The organism is Luteolibacter arcticus, assembly GCF_025950235.1.
GTDB lineage: Bacteria > Verrucomicrobiota > Verrucomicrobiia > Verrucomicrobiales > Akkermansiaceae > Haloferula > Haloferula arctica.
In genome coordinates this window covers 412,920-432,207 of sequence record NZ_JAPDDT010000002.1, presented here as the reverse complement: position 1 = coordinate 432,207, position 19,288 = coordinate 412,920, and the positions used below count along the sequence as shown (strand labels likewise).

Genomic DNA, 19,288 nt, shown 5'->3' with positions numbered 1-19,288 from the left:
TCAGTAAAGGTAGGAGAGCTGGCTCTTCAGCCAGATCCAGGCGGACGAGAGTTCGTTCATCGCCGGATTGTCACCGGTGAAAACAAGCACCTCGGCCTGCCCCCCGATGCGGGCGTGGCGCAGCGCGTCGTGCTCGGCGGGATCAAACTCGACGGCCACGGGAAAGCGCTGCGCCTGGCGCAACCAGTCGCGGTTGTTCTCGATCGGCGGCAGCGCACCCGGCTTCGCCTCCTGGCCGGAACTCACGCCGTTGCCAATGCTGCGCACGCGGCCTTTCAGCACGCGGCCGGGCAAGACATCCAAGGCGATCGCGACCTTGTCGCCGACATCGAGGTGACCGAGGTTGTTCTCGGTCATGTCGGCACTGATCCAGAGATTGTTGCCGGCGATCAGCGTGACCAGCGGTGCGCCGGGCTGGGCGAAGTGGCCGACCTCCACCTGCAAGTCGGTCACCCTTCCGCGCACCGGAGCGACTACCGTGGTATTCGCGAGATCGAGTTCCGCCTTCTCGATGGCGGCCTTGGCACTCAGCAGTTGCGCGTTGCGCTCGCCCGCGTCGCCTGCTGACTCCTTCGCCTTGCGCAGATCCGCCTCGGCCTTTCTCACCTGGCTGACCGCTTCGACGCGTGTCGCCTGCGCAATCTCAAGCCGCCGCACCGAGATCGCCCCCGGGTCTTCCGCATACAGCCGCTCCTGCCTCGTGGCATCGACATCGGCCAATTTGCTGCCGGCCTGTGCCGCCTCCAGTGCCGCCTCGGCCGACTCGACCGCCGCCACCGACCCATTGACCGTGCGGCGGATGGTTTCGTAGTCCGATTTGCTTTTCTGCAGGCCGATCTCGTAGGGACCCTTGTCGATGACGAACAAGACGGTCCCCGCCTCCACCTCATCGTTGTTGCCCACCTTCACCTCGCTCACCTTGCCCGCGACCTCTGCGGCCACCGGCACCACGAACGCCTGGATCCGGGCCTGGGAGGTGCTGGGCGTGAGCCGGTCCGCGATGAAATAGAGCACCAGGCTGCCCACGATCAGCAGCAGCAGGATCAAGGCGCCAATCTTGGTGCCGCAACCGGACCGCTTGCTCTTCACGGCCGGCGCTGCGGGCGGTGTCGCTGGAGCGTTCGCCGCTTGCCCTTCATCCGTAGTCGTGGGTCCGTCACTCATCGCATTCGCATCTTCGGGGATGCCGCGGGCAGCGGCGCGTCCAACTGGTTCTTCCAGTCACTGCGATCACGCATCGTGGTGCGCGTCGCCTCGTCGAGCAGCGTGCGGCCGCGGCCGGATTGCCAGCCACCGCCCATCGCCTTGTAAAGTGCGATCAGGCTTTGGGTCACCTCGCCGCGGCTGGTGACCAGCCGCTCCTGTTGGCTGAAGAGGGTCTTCTGCGAGTCGAGCACGCGCTGGAAATCGACGAGGCCTTCGCGGTATTGAATGGTGGCGATTTCCAGCGAGCGCCGTGCTGCCTCGACTGCTTGATCGAGCAGCGTGATCTGCACCGTGCTGCGGGCGAATCCGACCGCCGAGTCATCGACTTCCCGGGCCGCGCTGAGGACCGTTTCCTGGAATTGTTCGTAGAGCTGTTGGAAGCGTGCATCCTCGACCAGCACCTGGTTTTTCAGCCGTCCATGGTCGAAGACGTTCCACACCAGGCTGGGACCCAGGCCCCATTCCAAGGTATTCGCCGACCAGCCGCGCGTGGCAGGCGAGGTGGGTGCCAGGCCAACGGATCCTCCCAGCGCGATGGACGGGTAGAGCTGAGCTTCACTCACGCCGATCAGGGCCGACTGCGCCGCCAGTTGCATCTCGGCCGCCCTGACGTCGGGGCGGCGCCGGAGCAGCCCGGCCGGCATGTCCACGATCACGCCTAGGGGAACCCGCGGGATTTTTTGCGCGCCGGTGGCCAGTTCCGGCAGCAGTCCGGGTGCCCGTGCGAGCAGTACTCCCAGCGCATTGTGCGTCTGGCGCAGTGCGGCTTCCAGCTCCGGAATGATCGAGAGCGTGCTGAGATAGAGAGCCTTCGCCTGCTGCACATCCAGCTCGGTGTCGTTGCCGCTGCGGAAGAGTTCCTCCGTGATCTCAAGGCTGCGCTTTTGCAGCGCGGCGTTCTCCTTGGCGATGTGCAGGCGGAGCTCGATGGTGCGGATCGAGCTGTAGAGACTCGCCGCCTGTGACGCCACCAGCACCTGCATGTCATCGTAGCGCGCGATGCTCGCGAGGTAGTTGTAATCCGCGGCCTCGACGCCGCGCCTGAACTTGCCCCAGAAATCCAGCTCCCAGCCGATGGAGAAGCCGGTGCCATAGGTCGTGAAGTCGATGTCCGGATCCGCGGACCGCTCCTGGCCCGCGCCTAACAGATTCGCGGTGAACTGCTGGGCCTGCGGGTAGAGTCCGCTGCGCGCGATACCGACCAGCGCACGGGCCTCCAGGATGCGCGCACCCGCCGTGCGCACGCCCGGATTGAGCCGTTGAGCCTCGGCGACCAGCTTCTCCATCACCGGGTCATCGAAGTTCCGCCACCACTGCTCGGCGGAAACGCTCGCCGGCCCGGTCAGCGGCGGTGTGGGCTGTTCCAAGGGACGCGCCGCCCACGCGTCGAGCCAGGAGACCTCGGGGCGCACGAACTCCGGACCCAGCGGGGCGCACCCCGAAATCAGCAGGCAGGAAGCCATCGACACCCCAAACAAGACCTCGCGAGCGGCGGGAGGCCGCTGACGCTCTGGATGGATGGAGCCGGAATACGGTAACATGGCAGATGCCGGGAGAGGGGCAGCAAGAGCTACCGGGGTAGCAATGGACCGAAGTGAAGACTGGCGGAGAACCGGCTTGTAGCCATCGCCACAAGAGGTCCGTAGCATCTGGTTTATCGTGCGAGAGTCAAGCGACCGGGGCCTCCGTGCAAAGGATGTTCCAATTATACCTTCGTATAGGGAAAGGCTAACAGATCAACGGGCTGACTCCCGAACAGCGCGATGAAAGCCGGGTCGAATCAACGGCGTTTCGCGCGCAGGTAATCCGCGACAAGGCCGATCTGCTTTTCGCTGAGCACGCCGGACGCGGGCGGCATCCCGGCCGCGGGGACACCGTCGCGGATCACCTTCTCAAGCTCGACGGGATCCTTGAGGTGCTTGAACTCGCCGGAAAGCAGGCCGCGCTTCTCACCCCCGGCGAGGCCCGGGCCGTGACACGCGGCGCAAGCGGAGGCGATGATCTTCTCCGGATCGACCGTGTCGGGAGTGAGCAGGACTTGGTCGGCAGCTTTGCCGGCAATCGCGTCCACCGTTCCCGCAGGATCGGCGATGATGCGGATCAGCTTGTCGTCGCCTTCGCCCGGCTTGCCTTCCGGTGGATCCTGCATCGAGGTGCCGAGCCACAGCGAGCCATCGGGCGCTTCGTTGATGAAGCGGATGCGGCCCCACTTCTGATGCCACAGGCGCTCGATGTGCGTCGGCAAGCCGTCGCCTCCGAGCGAAATTCGGAACACTGCCGAGCCACGCAGACAGCACAGCAGCAGCGAGCCGCGGAGCTCCGGAAAGGCCGCGCCCTGATAGAACAGCAAGCGCCCCGGCCCGACCGCCGGCGTGACCTCGAGCAGCGGCGCGCGCATCCCTTCCCTTTCGCGGCGGTGGGAAATGACCGGCCAGCCGTAGTTCGCGCCCTTCTCGATCAAGTTCACCTCGTCGCCGTGCAGCGGACCATGTTCCGACTCGTAGAGCTGGCCCGTGCCGGGCTGGAAGGCGAGGCCCTGCGGATTCCGGTGGCCGTAGGACCAGATCTCCGGACGCGCGCCCTCCTTGCCGACGAAGGGATTGTCCTGCGGCACGGAACCATCGGGATTGAAGCGCAAGATCTTGCCGTGGAGCTGGTCGAGCTTCTGCGAGCCCTCGGCTTGGTCCGCGTCGCCGGTGGTCATGTAAAGCATGCCATCGGGCCCGAATTCCAAGCGGCAGCCGGTGTGATTCTGGTTGGCCGCGATGCCCTCGATGATCGTCTTCGGCTCGACCAGCTTTTTGCCATCGAGCCGGTAACGCTCCATCCGCAGCTCGAAGCGGCGGTCACCCAGCGCCTTGTCCCACGCGAGGAACAAGTGGCCGGTCGTCCTGAAATCCGGAGCAACCGCCAACCCTAACAGCCCCATCTTGTTCCCCTGCGCCGCGGGCAGGGTCAGCGCCGGCTCCTCCAGCAGCTTCCCCTGCTCCATCATCCGCACGCGACCGATGCGCTCGGTGAAGATCTGCCGGCCACCCGGCAGGAAACGCAGTTCCCACGGCACCTTCAGCCCCTCTGCCAGCACCTCGATCCGGTGCGGCGTGGTGAGCGCCGCATCCGGTGGCGCGGAAATGGAAAGCGGCGCTGCAGACGCCGGGATGACCGCGGCGGCGATGATCATTCCAAGCAGGCACCGCCTACTTCCCGAATCTTGTAGTCGGTTTTTCATGATTCACGCGCAGAATACCATCCTCGTGCCATCCGATCAGAAGCAGATAGCCGAAATTGAGCCAGTGGTTGGCGCAGGGGACAGCAACCAGATGGAGGACCGCCTGCCGGGACGACGGCGCGATCCCAACGCGGGAAGCGTGGAACCACCAATCCGATTCAACCGCCACCGCCCCCTCAGCGGCGGGGAACCCTATAGTGGTGGGGACTTCCTTGAACCGCGCCATTTCTCCTCGCGTGAAGAGTGCATTCTCCTTGCTTCGCTGGATCAGGTCGATCCTGGCCATTTCGTCGAAATCCGGAAATGCGACCCGGCTACGATGCCACCAGAGAATGAGGTCACCTTTCCCCTCTCCGATCGCCGGACGTTCCTCCAACCAGCAACGCTGGGGACGATGGAGGCAAGAGAAGGATGCGATGCCCTTCTCAATCATCCAGTGCATGGCAAACGCCAGAATCGGATACTCCTCGTCGCGAACCGGAATGGTCATGGCGTCACTTCGCCGGGACGAGCCGGATGATCCGGTCCGGTCCATTGAGAATCACGTAGATGTAGCCGTCTGGCGCATCGGTCACGTCGCGGACGCGGCCGATGTTCTTCAGGATGACTTCCTGCTCGGTGACCTTGTGATCCACGAGGCGCAGGCGGCGGATTTCTTGCTGGGCGAGGGCACCGGCGAAGAGGTCGTTCTTCCACTTCGGGAACTTGTCGCCGCGATAAAAGGACAGGCCGCAGGCGGCGATGCTCGGCTGCCAGTAGATCACCGGCTGGTCCATGCCCTCCTTCTCGGTGATGCCGGTGATCGGCGTGCCGTCGTAATTCATCCCGTAGGTGATGACCGGCCAGCCGTAGTTGTGGCCCGGCTGTACCCAGTTCAGCTCGTCGCCGCCCCGTGGGCCGTGCTCGGTGTTGTAAATCGAGCCGTCGCGTGGATCGATGTCCAGCCCCTGTGGATTGCGGTGGCCGTACGACCACAGGCCGGAGACGGGAGTCTTGCCATCGAACTTCGGGTTGTCGTTCGGCACGCGGCCATCGTCGTGCAGGCGGTAGATCTTGCCCTTGGCATTCTCGACGTCCTGCGCCTCCTGCCAGCCGCCGCGCTCGCCGACGGGGAAGTAGATGTAGCCCTTGTCGAAGACGATGCGGGTGCCGAAGTGGACGCCTGCCCCGGTGTAGAACTTTGGATCCGCCTTCCAGATCCACTCCTGATCGACCCACTGGCCGTCCTTGATCCGGCCGCGGACGTAGGCGGTGATGGTCTTCGTCTCGCCGCCCTCCTTGGTGCCATCGGCGAAGCCGAGGTAAATCCAGCCGTTCTTTTCGTAGTCCGGGTGGATGGCGACTTCCATCAGGCCGCCTTGGCCGTGGTCGATGATCTTCGGGATGCCCTGCACCGGTTCATCGAGCAGCTTGCCGTCGGCCCCGATCACCCGCAGGCGGCCTTGCTTCTCGGTGACCAGCTTGCGGCCGTCCGGCAGGAAGGCGATCGCCCACGGGTTCTTCAGGCCCTTCTCGACCACCATCTCGATCTTGTAGTCCTCGTGCTGGGTCTTGGTGATCTTGCCGGGTTCCGGCTTCGGGAACTCCATCCCCTTCTCCTTCGCCTGCTTCTCCTTCTCGCGGATGAAAATCACCAGCGAGCGGATCTGGCGGTCGTCGAGCACCGTCTTGAAAGGGGTCATGCCGAGCTGGGCGTTGCCCTCCTTGATCGACTTCAGCAGCTCGTCATCGCTGCTGCCGTGCTTCCATTCGCCATCGACGAGCGATCCTCCCTGGCCGCCGCTCAGATCGGCGCCGTGACAGCCGGAGCAAAGCTGCTCGAAGACCTTGTCGGTCTTCATTTTCGAGTAATCTTGGGCCGCTAGCGGCGCGACGAGGGCGATGGTGAGGAGGTTGGCGCGGTTCATGAGGCGTGGAGACGCATACGAGAACGGTTGGGGATTTCAAATTCCCACCGTGTTTCCACCCGAAAAACTCTCCGGTCGCCCGGGCCCCGAAGCGGTGTTAGGGTGAGGGATGAAGGTCTCGCTTTTCCTGATGCTGGCATCCCTGCCTGCCATGACCGCGGAACCTGCGCCTACGACGCGCCCGGGCCGCCTGACGGGTCCCGAACTGAAGGAATACGCCGCTCTCACCGGCACGCGAAAGAAGATCGTGGATGCGTCTCTGGCTCTTGCGGCCCGTGAAACCTGGCTGCGCTATCGCTTCGGCAGTGCCGCGCCGGAGAGCGGCGGGCTGGATTGCTCCGGGGCCGTCTATTTCCTGCTGCAACAGGCTGGCGTTCAGCCTCCTCGATCTTCCGCGGCGCAGTTCGTATGGGTGAAAAAAGGCGGCACCCTGAAGGAAGTGCCTGCGTCCATCACCTCGACCGGCGACGCCTCCCTGAAGGGGCTCAAGCCGGGCGATCTGCTCTTCTGGTCCGGCACCTACCAACCAACCGACGGCCGCGAGGTGCCCGTGTCCCACGTCCAGATTTTCCTCGGCCACGAAAAGATCACCGGTGCCCCGGTCATGGTCGGCTCCAGTGACGGGCGGACCTACCGCGGCACGAAGCGCGAGGGCTATGGCGTCTTCGACTTCAAGCTGCCGAAGGCCGGGTCGAAGGCGAAGTTCCTCGGCTACGGGTTCCCGGCGACCGCGGAATGACCCGTTCGGGTATGCCACTTGAAAATTCTTGCGAATTCATAAGAAACGATACTTTTAGTGCATTCGCGCTGCCGAACCCAAGCCCGCTGCCATGTCCAGTCCCACGGAAACCATCCACCGCGTCCTCGACTCCTTCCGCATCGAAACCCCGTCGTGGGGCTACTCCGACACCGGGACCCGCTTCGGGAAATTCCACCAGCCCGCCGCGGCAATCGACCTCGACGATAAGCTCGCTGATGCCGCGCACGTCCATCGCCTGACTGGCTGCTGCCCGACGGTGGCGACCCACGTGCTGTGGGACTTTTCCCCGGGCACCGATGCCGCCGTGGTGGCGTCGAAGGCCGCGTCGCTCGGAATCTCCATCGGCTCGATCAATCCGAACCTTTTCCAAGACCAGATCTACAAGCTCGGCTCGGTCGGCAGCCCTTTTGAAATGGCTCGCGATCAGGCGCTGGCCCACATCATCGACTGCATCAAGCTCGGCCAGGTCACCGGCAGCAAGGCGGTCTCGCTGTGGTTCGCCGATGGCACGAACTACCCCGGCCAGGACAGCATCCGGGCCCGCAAGCACCGCTTCGAGGCCGCGCTCAAGGAAGCCCACGGCCACCTCGCGAAGGACCAGATCCTGCTGGTGGAATACAAGCCCTTCGAGCCCGCCTTCTATCAGACCGACCTCGCCGACTGGGGAATGTCCTTCCTCACCGCGAAGAAGGCCGGCCCGCAGGCCAAGGTGCTGGTCGATACCGGCCACCACTACCTTTCGCAGAATATCGAGCAGATCGTCGCGTGGCTGCTGGATGAGGACATGCTCGGCGGCTTCCACTTCAATGACCGCCGCTATGCCGACGATGACCTCACGCTCGGCTCGATCGATCCCTACCAGATCTTCCGCATCTTCCACGAGATCCACCTCTTCGCCTGGGAGCGCGGCGGCCTCTACCCGGAGATCGAGTACATGATCGACCAGTCGCACAACCTGAAGCCGAAGATCGAGGCGATGCTCCAGACCGTCTGCACCGCCCAGGAACTCTACGCCAAGGCCGCACTCGTCGATCACGAGGCGCTTCTCGCCGCGCAGAAGAAGGGCAACATTGTCGATTCCGAGCTGTGCTTGAAGAAGGCCTTCAACACCGACGTCACCGACGGCATCGCCGCGTGGCGAGCCTCCAAGGGCCTCGAAGCCGACCCGCTCATCGCCCACCGCGCCACCGGCTACGCCGAAAAGGCCGCCGCCGAACGCTCAAAGCGCCGCCAGGAGCTGGGCATCGCGACGGAGCACAGCTACGCGTGACATTGGGGAACAACGAAACGGACGAAGTTCCGCGAAATCTGAAACGCAGATGATCTGGGGAATCCGTAAATCGAAAGCTCCATATTTTTCGTTCGTTTCGCTCGTTTCGTTGTTAGAAACTGGCCCTTGATCCGCCGCCTTGAAACCCCTCCTCCAACTCTCCGACATCCGGAAATCCTTCGGTGCCGTGCGCGCCTTGAAGGGCGTGTCGTTTGAGCTGCTGCCGGGCGAGGTCCATGCGCTGCTTGGCGAGAATGGCGCGGGCAAGTCCACGCTGATCAAGGTCATCACGGGTGCGCATGCTCCGGATGAAGGGACGCTGTCGGTCGGAGATGAAACGCTGCGCTCGCTGACGCCATCCCATGCCCGCGAACTTGGTATCGCTTGCATCTATCAGCAGCCCGCGCTTTTCCCGGATCTAACGGTTTCGGAGAACATCGGCTTGCGACTCAAGAAGACATCCGCCTTCGCCAAGGTGAACCATGCCGAACGACGCGCGAAGGCGCTCGAGTTGCTGAAGCGCATCGGCGCGGAGATCTCCCCGGATGCCGAAGTCCGCTCGCTTTCGATGCCCGAGCAACAGCTCGTCGAGATCGCCTGCGCACTCGGCTCTGGCGCACGCATCGTCATCATGGACGAGCCGACGGCCTCGCTCACGCAGAAGGAACAGCACCTCCTCTTTGCCGTGGTGCGCGATCTACGGAAGAATGGCGTCGGTGTCGTTTACATCTCGCACCGCTTGGAAGAAATCTTCGCTCTCGCCGACCGTGTGACCGTCTTGCGCGATGGCGAAAGCGTCGGCACCAACCGCGTCGATGACCTCGACGAGGCCGCGATGATCAAGCTGATGGTCGGCCGAGAGGTCGCCACGCTTTATCCACCGGCCGAGGGCCAACCCGGCGACGTCGTGCTTTCGCTTAAGAACGTCACCTGCGCCGCGGGTGGCGTGCAGGGTGTGAACCTCGAAGTGCGGGCCGGCGAGATCGTCGGCATGGCCGGCTTGGTCGGCGCGGGCCGCACGGAATTGGCGCGGGTGCTCTTCGGCATCACGCCCGCCGATTCCGGCGAGATCGCGCTGAACGGCAAGAAGCTGTCCATTTCGAATCCCCGTGAAGCGATCTCGAACGGCGTTGCCTACGTCCCGGAAGACCGCCGCCGCCACGGCGTGATCCTTGAGATGCCGATCGCGCAGAACATCACCATGGCCGTCCATCCGGTGCTGTTTCCCGGCACCTGGCTGCGTTTCAAGGCGGAGACGGAAATGGCGAAGGATTTCATCCGCGACCTCGGCATCAAGGCCTACGGGCCCGAAGCGCCCGGCGGCAGCCTCAGCGGCGGCAACCAGCAAAAGGTCAGCGTTTCGCGTTGGCTGGCGACGAAGCCGAAGCTTCTCATCCTCGACGAACCGACCCAAGGCGTGGACGTCGGCGCGAAGAGCGAGATCCACAAAATCATCCGCGGTCTCGCCAAGGAAGGCCTCGCGGTGCTGATGATTTCAAGCGACCTGCCCGAGGTGCTCGGCATGAGCGACCGCATCGCGGTGATGCGCGGAGGTACGGTGACTTCCGTACTTCCCGGCGGCACCGATGCCCACGACGTGATGGCCGCTGCGCTCGGCCAGAAAAGCGGAAAGGAGGTCGCATGAGCGGCAAATACTCCCGCGAGATCACCGTCGCCGGTGCGCTGGTTTTGCTGATGGTGGCGCTCGCTATCTTCGCGCCGAATTTCTTCGAGCTGCAGCCGCTGCTCTCGCGTCTGACTTCACAGATGCCCGCGCTGGTCGCGGCAATCGGCATTACTCTGGTCATCATCACGCGACAGATCGACATCTCGATCGGCGCGCAGTTCAGCATGTGCGGCGTGGTCGCCGGCATCGTCGCCGCGGCCGGCATGCCGCTCGGCGTGGCAGTGCTCGCCGCCGTCGCCACCGGCGTCGCGATGGGTGCTTTCAATGGACTGCTCGTCGCATGGCTCGGGCTGCCGAGCATCGTGGTGACGCTGGCCACGATGGTGACCTGGAATGAGCTGCTGCGCCTGTGGCAACAAGGCCGCCTGATGAACCTGCCGGCCGGTTTCCAGTGGTTCGGCCTCAACCAAGCCTCCGGGCAAGGCATCGTCATCGCCGTCGCGGTCGTGCTGTTGCTCTCCGCGGCATGGGCGATGAAGAATCTCGCCGCCGGACGCTACGTCTATGCCGTCGGCACCGATGCCGAAGCGGCCCGCCTCGCCGGCATCAACCCCAAGTGGACCACCTTCGGCGTCTTCGTGTTGATGGGTGCACTGGCCGGCACCGCGTCCGTGCTCAACCTCGTCCAATCGCCGCAGGTCCAGCCGAATGCCGGCGATGGCCTGGAGCTGAAAGTCATCGCCGCCGCAGTGGTCGGTGGGGTCGCCATCACCGGCGGTCGCGGTAACCTGTGGGGCGTGCTGTTAGGCCTGCTGCTGCTCGCCAACGTCAATCCCGCCCTGACCCACTTCCACCAGCCGCCGTATTGGGAGCGCGCGATCCAGGGCCTGGTCATCCTTCTCGCCGTGATCGCCGACGGCCTCAAGCGCTCGAAGAAAACATCCGCCGCATGAGTTCCGCAAAATCCATGAGGAGCCTGTTCGCCCGGCACGAGTTCGTGCTGCTCGGCGTGATCGTGCTGGAGCTGCTGCTGTTTCACTTTCTGGGCCGCCGCTTCTTCGATGGGTCGAACGTGTCGAACATCTTCCGCCACTCGGTGGAGATCGGCCTGCTCGCCCTCGCGATGACGCCGGTCATCCTCACCGGCGGGATCGACCTGTCGGTCGGCTCGATGATGGGCCTGTGCGCCGTGTGCTTCGGCATGCTGGTGAAGGAGGCCGGCATGTCGCCGCTGGTCGCTGGCATTCTCTCCGTCGGCATCGGCACCTTGGGCGGCGGCCTGAATGCCTTCCTGATCGCGCGGATGAAATTGCCGCCGCTGATCGTCACGCTCGGCACCTTCTCCTTGTTCCGCGGTCTTGCGGAGGCACTCACCGAGGGCTCGAAATCCTACTCCGGCTTCTCCAAGTCCTTCCTCGCGCTCGGCAATTCCGACCTCGCTGGCATCCCGATGCAGCTCTGGATCTTCCTGCCGGTAGCGGTGGGCATCGGGCTGCTGGTGCATCGCACGACCATCGGCCGCTCCTTCCGCGCCATCGGCTATTCGCCGGAGGGCTCGCGCTACGCCGGCATCCCGGTGGAGCGAAACCTGAGCCTCGCCTACATCCTCGCCGGTGCCGTGGCCGGGCTCGCCGCGGTCATCTTCGTAGCCCGTCTCGGCGAAGCCCGCGCGAACGCCGGCATTGGCTACGAGCTGCTCGCGATCACCGCCGTGGTGCTCGGCGGCACCAGCATCTTCGGCGGCTCCGGCACGGTCTGCGGGACCTTCCTCGGCTACCTCGCGGTGGCGATCCTCAACAACGGCCTCAAGCGCATCACCGCCTACGACATCTTCGAGCGGCCGATCTCAAGTGTCTCCAATGAGATGTCGGGCATGCTCACCGGCCTGCTGCTGCTCGTCGCCCTCGCTGCCGTGCCGGTCGGAAAAGCCATTTCCGCCCGACGATCGCGGTCTAAAACCTGAAAACCCGTACCGAGAATTCACGTTCCCTCCCGGCCATTCGCGGTTAGAAACTCACCAACCCATGAAACGCATCCTCTGCTCGCTCGCGCTCTGCGCCGTCCCCTTCCTGTCCGCCTGCAAGAAGTCCGGTGAATCCGCCGGCGGTGGCGAAGAACTCACCATCGCCTTCCTGCCGAAGAGCAAGGGCAACCAGTACTTCGTCACCTGCGAAAAGGGTGCCCGCGCCGCCGCCAAGGACCTCGGTGCCGAACTCCTTTTCGACGGCCCGACCAACTCCGATCCCGCGAAGCAAAACGAGATCGTCGAGAACTGGATCTCGCTCGGCGTGGACGTCATCGCCGCCGCCTGCGAGAACAAGGACGGCCTCTCCACCGCGCTGCGCAAGGCCCAGGACGCGGGCATCAAGGTCATCACCTATGATGCGGACGCCCAGAACGACGCCCGCTCGTTCTTCGTCAATCAGGCCACCGAAAAAGGCATCGGCGATGCCCTGCTCGACAACGCCGCCTCGCTGGTCGGCAACGAAGGCGAGTTCGCCATCATCACCGCCAACCTCACCGCTGCGAACCAGAATGCCTGGATCGCCGCGATCAAGGCCCGCCAGGCCGAGAAGTATCCCGCCATGAAGCTGGTGGACATCAAGCCCTGCGATGACCTCAAGGACAAGGCCCAGCAGGAAACCACCAACCTGCTCAGCGCCCACCCGAATCTCAAGGCAGTCATTTCCGTCTGCTCGCCCGGCGTCCCCGGCGCGGCCGAAGCGGTGAAGCAAGCCGGCAAGACCGGCACCGTGAAAGTCGTCGGCCTCGGCCTGCCCAGCGAGAACAAGGCCTACGTCAAGGAAGGCGTCACCCAGGCGGTCATCCTGTGGAAAGTCGAAGACCTCGGCTACCTCACCATCCAAGCCGCCGCCGCGCTCGCCAAGGGCGAGCTCAAGCCCGGCGCGAGCGAGTTCAATGCCGGCAAGCTCGGCACCATGAAGATCGAAGGCGACAACATCCTTCTCGGCACGCCCTTCGCGTTCACGAAGGAGAACATCGACCAGTTCGATTTCTGAGGCTCGCAGCTCCGCCTTCCCCACTCAACGCCGGCTCCCGTCCGCGGGTGCCGGCCTTTTCGTACACGGCTGAGGCTAACCGAGGCGGGCATGAGAATACCAAGTCACCGCGGAACACCACTACCTCCACCGAGGCAGCATGCACACGGTGATAGTATCAAATGAGACTATGCCCCTTCCGCCTCGACCTCCACCGCTGTAGCCGTCGCTTTAGTTTTCCAGCACGATACGATACCGCGCCTTGCCTGCCTTGAGATGCTCCAGCGCCTCATTCACATCGGCCATCGCGAAGCTTTCCGTCTGTGGCGCGATGCCGTGGCGGGCGCAGAAATCCAGCATGTCGAGCACCGTGGCGGGCGGACCGAGCGGCGAGCCGGAGATGCGCTTGCGGCCGCCGATCAGTGAAAAGACCGGCACTTGGACGGGCTTGAGGACCGCACCCACGAAGTGCAAGCGGCCGTCCGGCCCGAGCAAGTTCAGGTAGGCGTTCCAGTCGAGCGGCACATTCACGGTCGAGAGGATGAAGTCGAAGCTGCCCGTCGCAGATTTCATCGCCGAGCTGTCACGCGAGTTCAGCACGGCATTCGCACCGAGGGCCTTGGCCTCCTCCGACTTCGAGTCGCTGGAGGTAAAGGCGGTCACGTGGCAGCCCCACTTCGAAAGGAACTGCAGCGCGAGGTGCCCCAAGCCGCCGATGCCGATCACGCCCACCCGGTGCGTCGGCTTCACGCCGAACTCCGCGATCGGACCGAAGGCCGTGATGCCACCGCAGAAAAGCGGTCCGGCTTTCTTCGGATCGATGCCGTCCGGCAGCCTCAGCGCCCAGCTCCAGTGGCAGCGCACGCGATCCGCGAAGCCTCCATGCCGTCCCACGATGGTCTGCTCGGCCGTGGCACAGAGATTGTGGCGACCGGAGAGACAGGGGCGGCAGTGCATGCACGACCCCGCGAACCAGCCGAGGCCGACGCGGTCGCCGACCTTCACGCCTTTCGCGAAATCCCCGGCCGCTTCCACGATGCCGATCGCTTCGTGACCGGCCACGAGCGGGTAAACGGAGTTTCCCCACTCGTTATCCAGCATCGAGAGATCGGAATGACAGAGGCCGCAGCTCTCGATGCGGATCTGAACCTGCTCCGGCCCGAGGGGGCCGGGCTGATAGTCGAACGGCTGAAGTTTCGCCCCGCGATCCGCGGCAGCCCAAGCGTGGAAGGTATCGGCCATACTCTCCCATGGCACTTTGCACCGATTTCGCAAGGGGCACTGATGACAATTTGCATCAGCGGCATTGTCACAAAATGCCGTGAATAATCACCCACACTTCGGGGTCGGACCGATCCCATGAAAACCAGAAATCCCGCATGCAGGATCTTCGCCGGACTCGCTTCGCTCGCATTCCTGGCCGTTGCTACCGCCGATGTGACTCTCAAAGGCACCATCGGCAACAACACCATCGACGACACGGTGGTGATCGCGCCCAACACCTCGTGCATTCTCAATGGCACCATCATCAAGGGCAACCTGCTCATCCGCAAAGGCGCCAAGCTGGTGAGCAACGGCGCCAGCATCGACGGCAACGTGCAATCCGAAGGCGGTGCCCTGATCGAACTCAATGACGAGACCCGCGTCGGAGGCGACGTGCAAGGCAATGCCACCCGTTCGATCCTCGTCCGCAGCGGCACTCGTGTTTCCGGCAATGTGCAGCTCCAGGAAGCGAACACGCCGAAGAACGTCCACGCCTTGCTGGTACAGGGTGCCACGGTGGAAGGTGACGTGCAGGCGGAGAAAAGCAGCGGAATGCTCAAGGCCCTCGGCAACTCCATCGGCGGCAATCTCCAGTTCGTCGAAAACAAGACCGGCAGCTACGCCATCGACGACAATGCGATCGGAGGCGACCTGCAGTTCTTCAAGAACCGCGGCCAGGGCGTGATCACCAGCAACCGGGTAGGAGGCAATCTCCAGGGAGACGAGAACACCCCGTTGCCCCAGGTCGGGGACAATATTGTGGAGGGAGACACCGAGATCGACAGCGTCCCAGTTGGATCACCCGGTCCTGGCCCCGGCCCCGGCCCTGGCGACCCGGGCACCCCACCACCCGCCGGGGATCCGAAGGGAAAAATAGGGCCCATCACCATCGATGATGATTTCACGGTCGCGGCTGGCACCACCCGCATGCTCAAGGGAACGACGGTCAGGGGAAATGTGATCGTGGAAGCGGGAGCAACCGTCGTGGCCATCGGCGCGAGGATCGAAGGCAATATCCAAGCGTCCCAGGGAGCCACCGTGGACTTGAAGGGCAAGACCCGCGTGATCGGCAATGTTCAGGGGATCGGCACCCGCTCGATCCTCCTGCGCGGTAATATCCGCGTGGATGGCAGCGTGCAGCTCCAGGAAGCGAACGCCAATGGACGCACCCCGGCCCTCGTGGTCCAAGGGTCCAGCGTGGGAGGAAACATCCAGGCGGAGAAAGGCAGCGGCATCCTCCGCGTGAATGGCACCACCGTGGGAGGAAATCTCCAGTTCATGGAGAATCCTGCCGGCCCCTACACCGTCATTGGCAACACAATCACCGGCGACCTCCAGTTCTTCAAGAATCAGGGAAGCGGCTCGATCACCGGAAATCGCGTCGGAGGCAACCTCCAGAGCAAGGAAAACTCGCCCGCTCCCAAGGTGAAAGGCAACCGGGTCGAGGGAAATCTCGAGCTTGAGTAAGCTCACCCCGCGCTTGGCAAAGGCGCTGCCGCCCCGTAACCCCGGTTCGTGCAGCGTCCGCCGAAAAAGTTCCACCCCCACCCTTTCGAGTACCATCAGGAGATCGAGCTGCGCATCGACGCGCTCAGCAATCTGGGCGTGGGCATTGGCCGGGTGGACGGCTGGGTGGTCTTCGTGCCCTTCTGCCTGCCGGGTGAACTGGTGAAGGCGCGGGTCTTCCGCAATGACAAGAATTGTTCGAATGCGGACCTAGTTGAGGTGCTCGAACCGTCACCGGAGCGCGGCGATCCGAAGTGCCCGCTCTTCGGCACCTGCGGCGGCTGCCAGTACCAGCACCTCTCCTACGACGCCCAGCTCGCCTGGAAGACGCGGCAAGTCGGCGAGCTGCTGCAGCACATGGCCGGCATCGAGTTTCCCGTCCAGCCCTGCATCCCGTCGCCGAAGATCTGGAACTACCGGTCCAAGATCACGCCGCACTTTGATCGCCCGAAGGATGGAGTCATCGGTCCGATCGGCTTCATGCCGAACGGCCGCCGCGGGATCATCGATGTCCCGCAGTGCCCGATCGCGATGGAGGAGATCAATGCCGCCCTCCCCCGCGAGCGCGAGTCGGCCCGGCAACGCAGTAAGCAGTTCAAGAAAGGTGCCACGCTTCTCCTCCGCGCCACCGAGGGTCGTGTGGAAACGAATCCGAATGCGGTGGTCACCGAGCACGTCGGCGAGCTCTCCTTCGATTTCCTCGCCGGTGAATTCTTCCAGAACAATCCCTTCATCCTGCCTACCTTCACCGGCCATGCTGCGGAAGAAGCGAAAGCGGGCGGCGCACGATTCCTCGTGGATGCCTACTGCGGCTCCGGCCTGTTCGCGCTGACGCTGGCAAAGCACTTCGAGCAGGTCGCGGGCGTGGAAGTCAGCGAAGCCGCCGCCGATTGGGCGCGGCGCAATGCCGAGTCCAATGGCATCACCAATGCGACCTTCCTCGGTGCCTCGGCGGAGACCATCTTCGCCGACATCGACTTCCCGCCGGATGAGACCGCCGTGCTCATCGACCCGCCGCGCAAGGGCTGCTCACCGGAGTTCCTCGAGCAGCTCATCGCCTTCGGGCCATCGCGGGTGGTCTATGTCTCCTGCGACCCGGCGACCCAGGTCCGCGACCTCGCCATCCTGAAGGAGGGCGGCTTCGAGCTCCAAAAGGTGCAGCCCTTCGATCTCTTCCCGCACACCCGGCATTTGGAGTGCGTGATGACGCTCACGAAATGCTAACCTCGCCGACGTGAAGGCAGATCCAGTGGTGCGTTGCGCGGACGATCTCAGGGCAGTCTACCCGAAGCCGTCATTCTGGTTGGGCTTGGCATTCATTGCCGTCTTTCTCGTCTTCCAGCTCATTGCCGAGTGGTTGGATTGGCAGTGGCTCAGGGTGGTTCCGTTCGTCCTGTTCCTGATCTTCGTGCTGCCTGTCGTCATGCGGCTCCAGCGAGACTACCAGCGGGTGATCAACGCCCTCGAGTGCCCTCATTGCGGACAGGCGGCGGGCAAGACCTTCACAAAACAGGGAATCCTCCACCTGCGCTGCCAGCATTGCGGCAAGGAAACCCGCACAGACAGCTTGGTCCTCTATCAGGGGCCCCCGACGAAGATCTAGGTGCGTAGTTCGCCGAGATCTTCCATTTCGTCGCCCGTGTTCCCTGCCTGGCTTAGGTCCCGTCGCCCGGACGAGACCGCCGTGCTCATCGACACGCCGCGCAAGGGCTGCTCACCGGAGTTCCTCGAGCAGCTCATTGCCTTCGGGCCGTCGCGGGTCCTCTATGTTTCCTGCGACCCGGCCACCCAGGTCCGTGACCTCGCCATCCTGAAGGAGGGCGGCTTCCAGCTCCAGAAGGTGCAGCCGTTCGACCTCTTCCCGCATACCCGGCACTTGGAATGCATGATGACCCTGACGCGCGCGCCTCAGCCCTAGTTTCCCTGATAGGATACGCGGTAGATCCGCCCGTTCTCTTCCTCGGTGAAGAGCAGGCTGCCATCGGGATGCATCATCACTCCCACCGGCCGGCCCCAGGTGCGCGGGGTGGATTCGTCGGTCATGAAGCCCTTCACGAAGTCTTCGTAATGACCCTCCGGTTTGCCATTGGAACCGAAGGGAACGAAGACGATCTTGTAACCGGTGCCCGCGTTGCGGTTCCAACTGCCGCGGAAGGCCACGAACGCGCCATCGCGGTATTTCGCGGGAAACTTGTCGCCCTTGGAGAAGCAGATGCCGAGGGCGGCGGAGTGAGCCTGGAAGAGCAGGTCGGGCGAGAGGGTCTTGGCGGCCAGCTCGGGGTTCTCGCTCTTGCCATCCTTCATGCGCCGCGGGTCGAGGTTCTCCGGCTTGAGGTAGGTGTAGGGCCAGCCGTAGAAGCCCCCCTCTTGGACTTCTGTTAGATAATCGGGAACGAGGTCGTCGCCGAGGCGGTCGCGTTCGTTCACGGTGGCGAAGAGATCGCCGCTGGCCGGATGCAGTGCGAGGCCGACGGGATTGCGCAGGCCGCGGGCGAAGACCTTGCGGTCGGAGCCATCGGGCTTCATCCGCAGGACGCTGGCGCGAGGCTCTTCCTCGACGTCCACATTCGACTTCGATCCAACGGAAACGTAGATCCATTCGCCCTTCCCGTCCGCGACCACGTTGCGGGTCCAGTGCTGGTTGTAGCCACCGCCGGGGAGTTCGGTGATCTGCTCGCCCTTGCCCTCCAGCTTGAGCTGGCCCTTCTTCCAGCCATAGCGGCGCACCGCATCGGTATTTCCCAACAGGAAATAGCCGTCCACGAAAGCCATGCCGAAGGGCACGTTCGTCTCGTTCGATTTGTCGGCGAAGGTGGTGGTGGAGTCGATGCTGCCGTCGCCATCGGTATCCCGCAGGATCGAGATCTTGTCCTCCTTGCTCTGGGCCAACAGGACGTCGCCATCCGGCGTGAGGGCGAGCCAGCGCGCCTGCTTCATGTCCTTGGCGAAGAGCGAGATTTTGAAGCCCTCGGGTGCCATCAGCGTGGCCTCGCCCGGCACGGGATCGACCTTCGGGCGCTTGCTCGGGCTGTCGTCCGGGGTCGGTGCGGGAAGATCATCGAGAGTCACCTTGATCGGCTCCGGCTTGAAGGGGACGGTCTTCACTTCCTCCGCCCTGAGTTCCCCCTCGAGACCGACGGCGATCAGAGCTGCGCCGATGAGAATCAGATTGAACATCCGCACGCGGCGGAAGCGGCGGGGAGGAGCCAAACGCTGCCGGCGCTTGAAGAGAGAGAACAGTGAGGCGAAGCGAGAGATCATCATGTTGCCGCGCGTCTTAACAAGACCTGTGCCACGGCGTTCAGTTGCGCGGACCCTGTTTTCCCTAGGATTTGCACGGCGGGCTCTTGCTGCCAGGCTGCATCGTGCCCTTGGACCGCATGCATCTTGCGCGGGAAGGCGCCGTAGTACACCGTACGCGCCCGGGTTCTTCTCCGCTTGACCAAGGGCTGCCGCGGGGCTTTGGTCCCGCCGCCCGGACGAGACGCGCCGTACCCGGTTGAAGGAAAAGACGACGCACC

17 protein-coding genes and 1 riboswitch are annotated in these 19,288 nt (G+C 63.9%); of the genes, 10 read left to right on the top strand and 7 right to left on the bottom strand.

Annotated elements, in window-relative coordinates:
* The 5 genes from OKA05_RS06495 to OKA05_RS06475 all read right to left on the bottom strand — a co-directional run bounded on the left by OKA05_RS06495 (nucleotide 1) and on the right by OKA05_RS06475 (nucleotide 6,342).
* Nucleotides 1-1,164 (bottom strand): HlyD family secretion protein, encoded by a 1,164-nt coding sequence (locus OKA05_RS06495; protein ID WP_264486304.1) that lies wholly within the window; start codon nucleotides 1,162-1,164, stop codon nucleotides 1-3.
* Nucleotides 1,161-2,669, bottom strand: coding sequence for an efflux transporter outer membrane subunit (locus tag OKA05_RS06490; protein WP_439331376.1), 1,509 nt, complete (start codon nucleotides 2,667-2,669; stop codon nucleotides 1,161-1,163). Before OKA05_RS06490 ends, OKA05_RS06495 begins: the two co-directional genes overlap by 4 nt.
* Nucleotides 2,670-2,986: 317 nt before the next feature.
* Complete coding sequence (locus OKA05_RS06485; RefSeq protein ID WP_264486302.1) at nucleotides 2,987-4,387, bottom strand: PQQ-dependent sugar dehydrogenase; 1,401 nt, start codon at nucleotides 4,385-4,387, stop codon at nucleotides 2,987-2,989.
* A 16-nt stretch (nucleotides 4,388-4,403) separates the two neighbouring features.
* Nucleotides 4,404-4,925, bottom strand: coding sequence for a hypothetical protein (locus OKA05_RS06480; protein ID WP_264486301.1), 522 nt, complete (start codon nucleotides 4,923-4,925; stop codon nucleotides 4,404-4,406).
* Nucleotides 4,926-4,929: 4 nt separating this feature from the next.
* Nucleotides 4,930-6,342: a PQQ-dependent sugar dehydrogenase gene (locus OKA05_RS06475; protein ID WP_264486300.1), complete on the bottom strand. Its 1,413-nt coding sequence runs from the start codon at nucleotides 6,340-6,342 to the stop codon at nucleotides 4,930-4,932.
* Nucleotides 6,343-6,493: 151 nt separating this feature from the next.
* On the opposite strand from OKA05_RS06475, the gene OKA05_RS06470 reads away from it, so the two are divergent.
* The 6 genes from OKA05_RS06470 to OKA05_RS06445 all read left to right on the top strand — a co-directional run bounded on the left by OKA05_RS06470 (nucleotide 6,494) and on the right by OKA05_RS06445 (nucleotide 13,019).
* Nucleotides 6,494-7,081: an NlpC/P60 family protein gene (locus OKA05_RS06470; RefSeq protein ID WP_264486299.1), complete on the top strand. Its 588-nt coding sequence runs from the start codon at nucleotides 6,494-6,496 to the stop codon at nucleotides 7,079-7,081.
* A gap of 91 nt (nucleotides 7,082-7,172) precedes the next feature.
* On the top strand, nucleotides 7,173-8,372 hold the full coding sequence (locus OKA05_RS06465; RefSeq protein ID WP_264486298.1) for a TIM barrel protein: 1,200 nt from the start codon (nucleotides 7,173-7,175) through the stop codon (nucleotides 8,370-8,372).
* Between the two features lie 139 nt (nucleotides 8,373-8,511).
* Nucleotides 8,512-10,017 (top strand): sugar ABC transporter ATP-binding protein, encoded by a 1,506-nt coding sequence (locus tag OKA05_RS06460; RefSeq protein WP_264486297.1) that lies wholly within the window; start codon nucleotides 8,512-8,514, stop codon nucleotides 10,015-10,017.
* Nucleotides 10,014-10,952: an ABC transporter permease gene (locus OKA05_RS06455; protein ID WP_264486296.1), complete on the top strand. Its 939-nt coding sequence runs from the start codon at nucleotides 10,014-10,016 to the stop codon at nucleotides 10,950-10,952. Before OKA05_RS06460 ends, OKA05_RS06455 begins: the two co-directional genes overlap by 4 nt.
* A gap of 14 nt (nucleotides 10,953-10,966) precedes the next feature.
* On the top strand, nucleotides 10,967-11,962 hold the full coding sequence (locus tag OKA05_RS06450) for an ABC transporter permease (RefSeq protein ID WP_264486295.1): 996 nt from the start codon (nucleotides 10,967-10,969) through the stop codon (nucleotides 11,960-11,962).
* A 61-nt stretch (nucleotides 11,963-12,023) separates the two neighbouring features.
* On the top strand, nucleotides 12,024-13,019 hold the full coding sequence (locus tag OKA05_RS06445; protein ID WP_264486294.1) for an autoinducer 2 ABC transporter substrate-binding protein: 996 nt from the start codon (nucleotides 12,024-12,026) through the stop codon (nucleotides 13,017-13,019).
* Nucleotides 13,020-13,229: 210 nt separating this feature from the next.
* Here OKA05_RS06445 and ahr read toward each other — a convergent pair whose 3' ends face one another.
* Entirely contained in the window at nucleotides 13,230-14,240 is a 1,011-nt protein-coding gene (ahr, locus tag OKA05_RS06440; RefSeq protein ID WP_264486293.1) for an NADPH-dependent aldehyde reductase Ahr, read from the bottom strand.
* A 117-nt stretch (nucleotides 14,241-14,357) separates the two neighbouring features.
* Between ahr and OKA05_RS06435 the strand changes: the two genes are divergently transcribed.
* Genes OKA05_RS06435 through OKA05_RS06420 form a run of 4 tightly spaced genes read left to right on the top strand, consistent with a single transcriptional unit; the run spans nucleotide 14,358 to nucleotide 17,685 of the window.
* The gene (locus OKA05_RS06435; RefSeq protein ID WP_264486292.1) at nucleotides 14,358-15,728 is read left to right on the top strand and encodes a hypothetical protein; all 1,371 of its coding nucleotides are present in this window, start codon (nucleotides 14,358-14,360) and stop codon (nucleotides 15,726-15,728) included.
* A 48-nt stretch (nucleotides 15,729-15,776) separates the two neighbouring features.
* The gene (locus OKA05_RS06430) at nucleotides 15,777-16,991 is read left to right on the top strand and encodes a class I SAM-dependent RNA methyltransferase (protein WP_264486291.1); all 1,215 of its coding nucleotides are present in this window, start codon (nucleotides 15,777-15,779) and stop codon (nucleotides 16,989-16,991) included.
* A gap of 10 nt (nucleotides 16,992-17,001) precedes the next feature.
* Nucleotides 17,002-17,370 (top strand): hypothetical protein, encoded by a 369-nt coding sequence (locus tag OKA05_RS06425; RefSeq protein WP_264486290.1) that lies wholly within the window; start codon nucleotides 17,002-17,004, stop codon nucleotides 17,368-17,370.
* Nucleotides 17,371-17,406: 36 nt separating this feature from the next.
* On the top strand, nucleotides 17,407-17,685 hold the full coding sequence (locus tag OKA05_RS06420) for a class I SAM-dependent RNA methyltransferase (RefSeq protein ID WP_264486289.1): 279 nt from the start codon (nucleotides 17,407-17,409) through the stop codon (nucleotides 17,683-17,685).
* Here the strand turns inward: OKA05_RS06420 and OKA05_RS06415 are convergent.
* The gene (locus OKA05_RS06415) at nucleotides 17,682-19,031 is read right to left on the bottom strand and encodes a PQQ-dependent sugar dehydrogenase (RefSeq protein WP_264486288.1); all 1,350 of its coding nucleotides are present in this window, start codon (nucleotides 19,029-19,031) and stop codon (nucleotides 17,682-17,684) included. The genes OKA05_RS06420 and OKA05_RS06415 overlap by 4 nt on opposite strands.
* A 187-nt stretch (nucleotides 19,032-19,218) precedes the next feature.
* Nucleotides 19,219-19,288: riboswitch (guanidine-III (ykkC-III) riboswitch) on the top strand.

Coding starts and splice junctions, on each gene's coding strand:
- OKA05_RS06445 (WP_264486294.1), top strand. CDS start 12,024: ATGAAACGCATCCTCTGCTCGCTCGCGCTCTGCGCCGTCCCCTTCCTG.
- OKA05_RS06465 (WP_264486298.1), top strand. CDS start 7,173: ATGTCCAGTCCCACGGAAACCATCCACCGCGTCCTCGACTCCTTCCGC.
- OKA05_RS06435 (WP_264486292.1), top strand. CDS start 14,358: ATGAAAACCAGAAATCCCGCATGCAGGATCTTCGCCGGACTCGCTTCG.
- OKA05_RS06485 (WP_264486302.1), bottom strand. CDS start 4,387: ATGATCATCGCCGCCGCGGTCATCCCGGCGTCTGCAGCGCCGCTTTCC.
- OKA05_RS06470 (WP_264486299.1), top strand. CDS start 6,494: ATGACCGCGGAACCTGCGCCTACGACGCGCCCGGGCCGCCTGACGGGT.
- OKA05_RS06480 (WP_264486301.1), bottom strand. CDS start 4,925: ATGACCATTCCGGTTCGCGACGAGGAGTATCCGATTCTGGCGTTTGCC.
- OKA05_RS06490 (WP_439331376.1), bottom strand. CDS start 2,669: ATGGCTTCCTGCCTGCTGATTTCGGGGTGCGCCCCGCTGGGTCCGGAG.
- OKA05_RS06415 (WP_264486288.1), bottom strand. CDS start 19,031: ATGATGATCTCTCGCTTCGCCTCACTGTTCTCTCTCTTCAAGCGCCGG.
- OKA05_RS06455 (WP_264486296.1), top strand. CDS start 10,014: ATGAGCGGCAAATACTCCCGCGAGATCACCGTCGCCGGTGCGCTGGTT.
- ahr (WP_264486293.1), bottom strand. CDS start 14,240: ATGGCCGATACCTTCCACGCTTGGGCTGCCGCGGATCGCGGGGCGAAA.
- OKA05_RS06495 (WP_264486304.1), bottom strand. CDS start 1,164: ATGAGTGACGGACCCACGACTACGGATGAAGGGCAAGCGGCGAACGCT.
- OKA05_RS06475 (WP_264486300.1), bottom strand. CDS start 6,342: ATGAACCGCGCCAACCTCCTCACCATCGCCCTCGTCGCGCCGCTAGCG.
- OKA05_RS06450 (WP_264486295.1), top strand. CDS start 10,967: ATGAGGAGCCTGTTCGCCCGGCACGAGTTCGTGCTGCTCGGCGTGATC.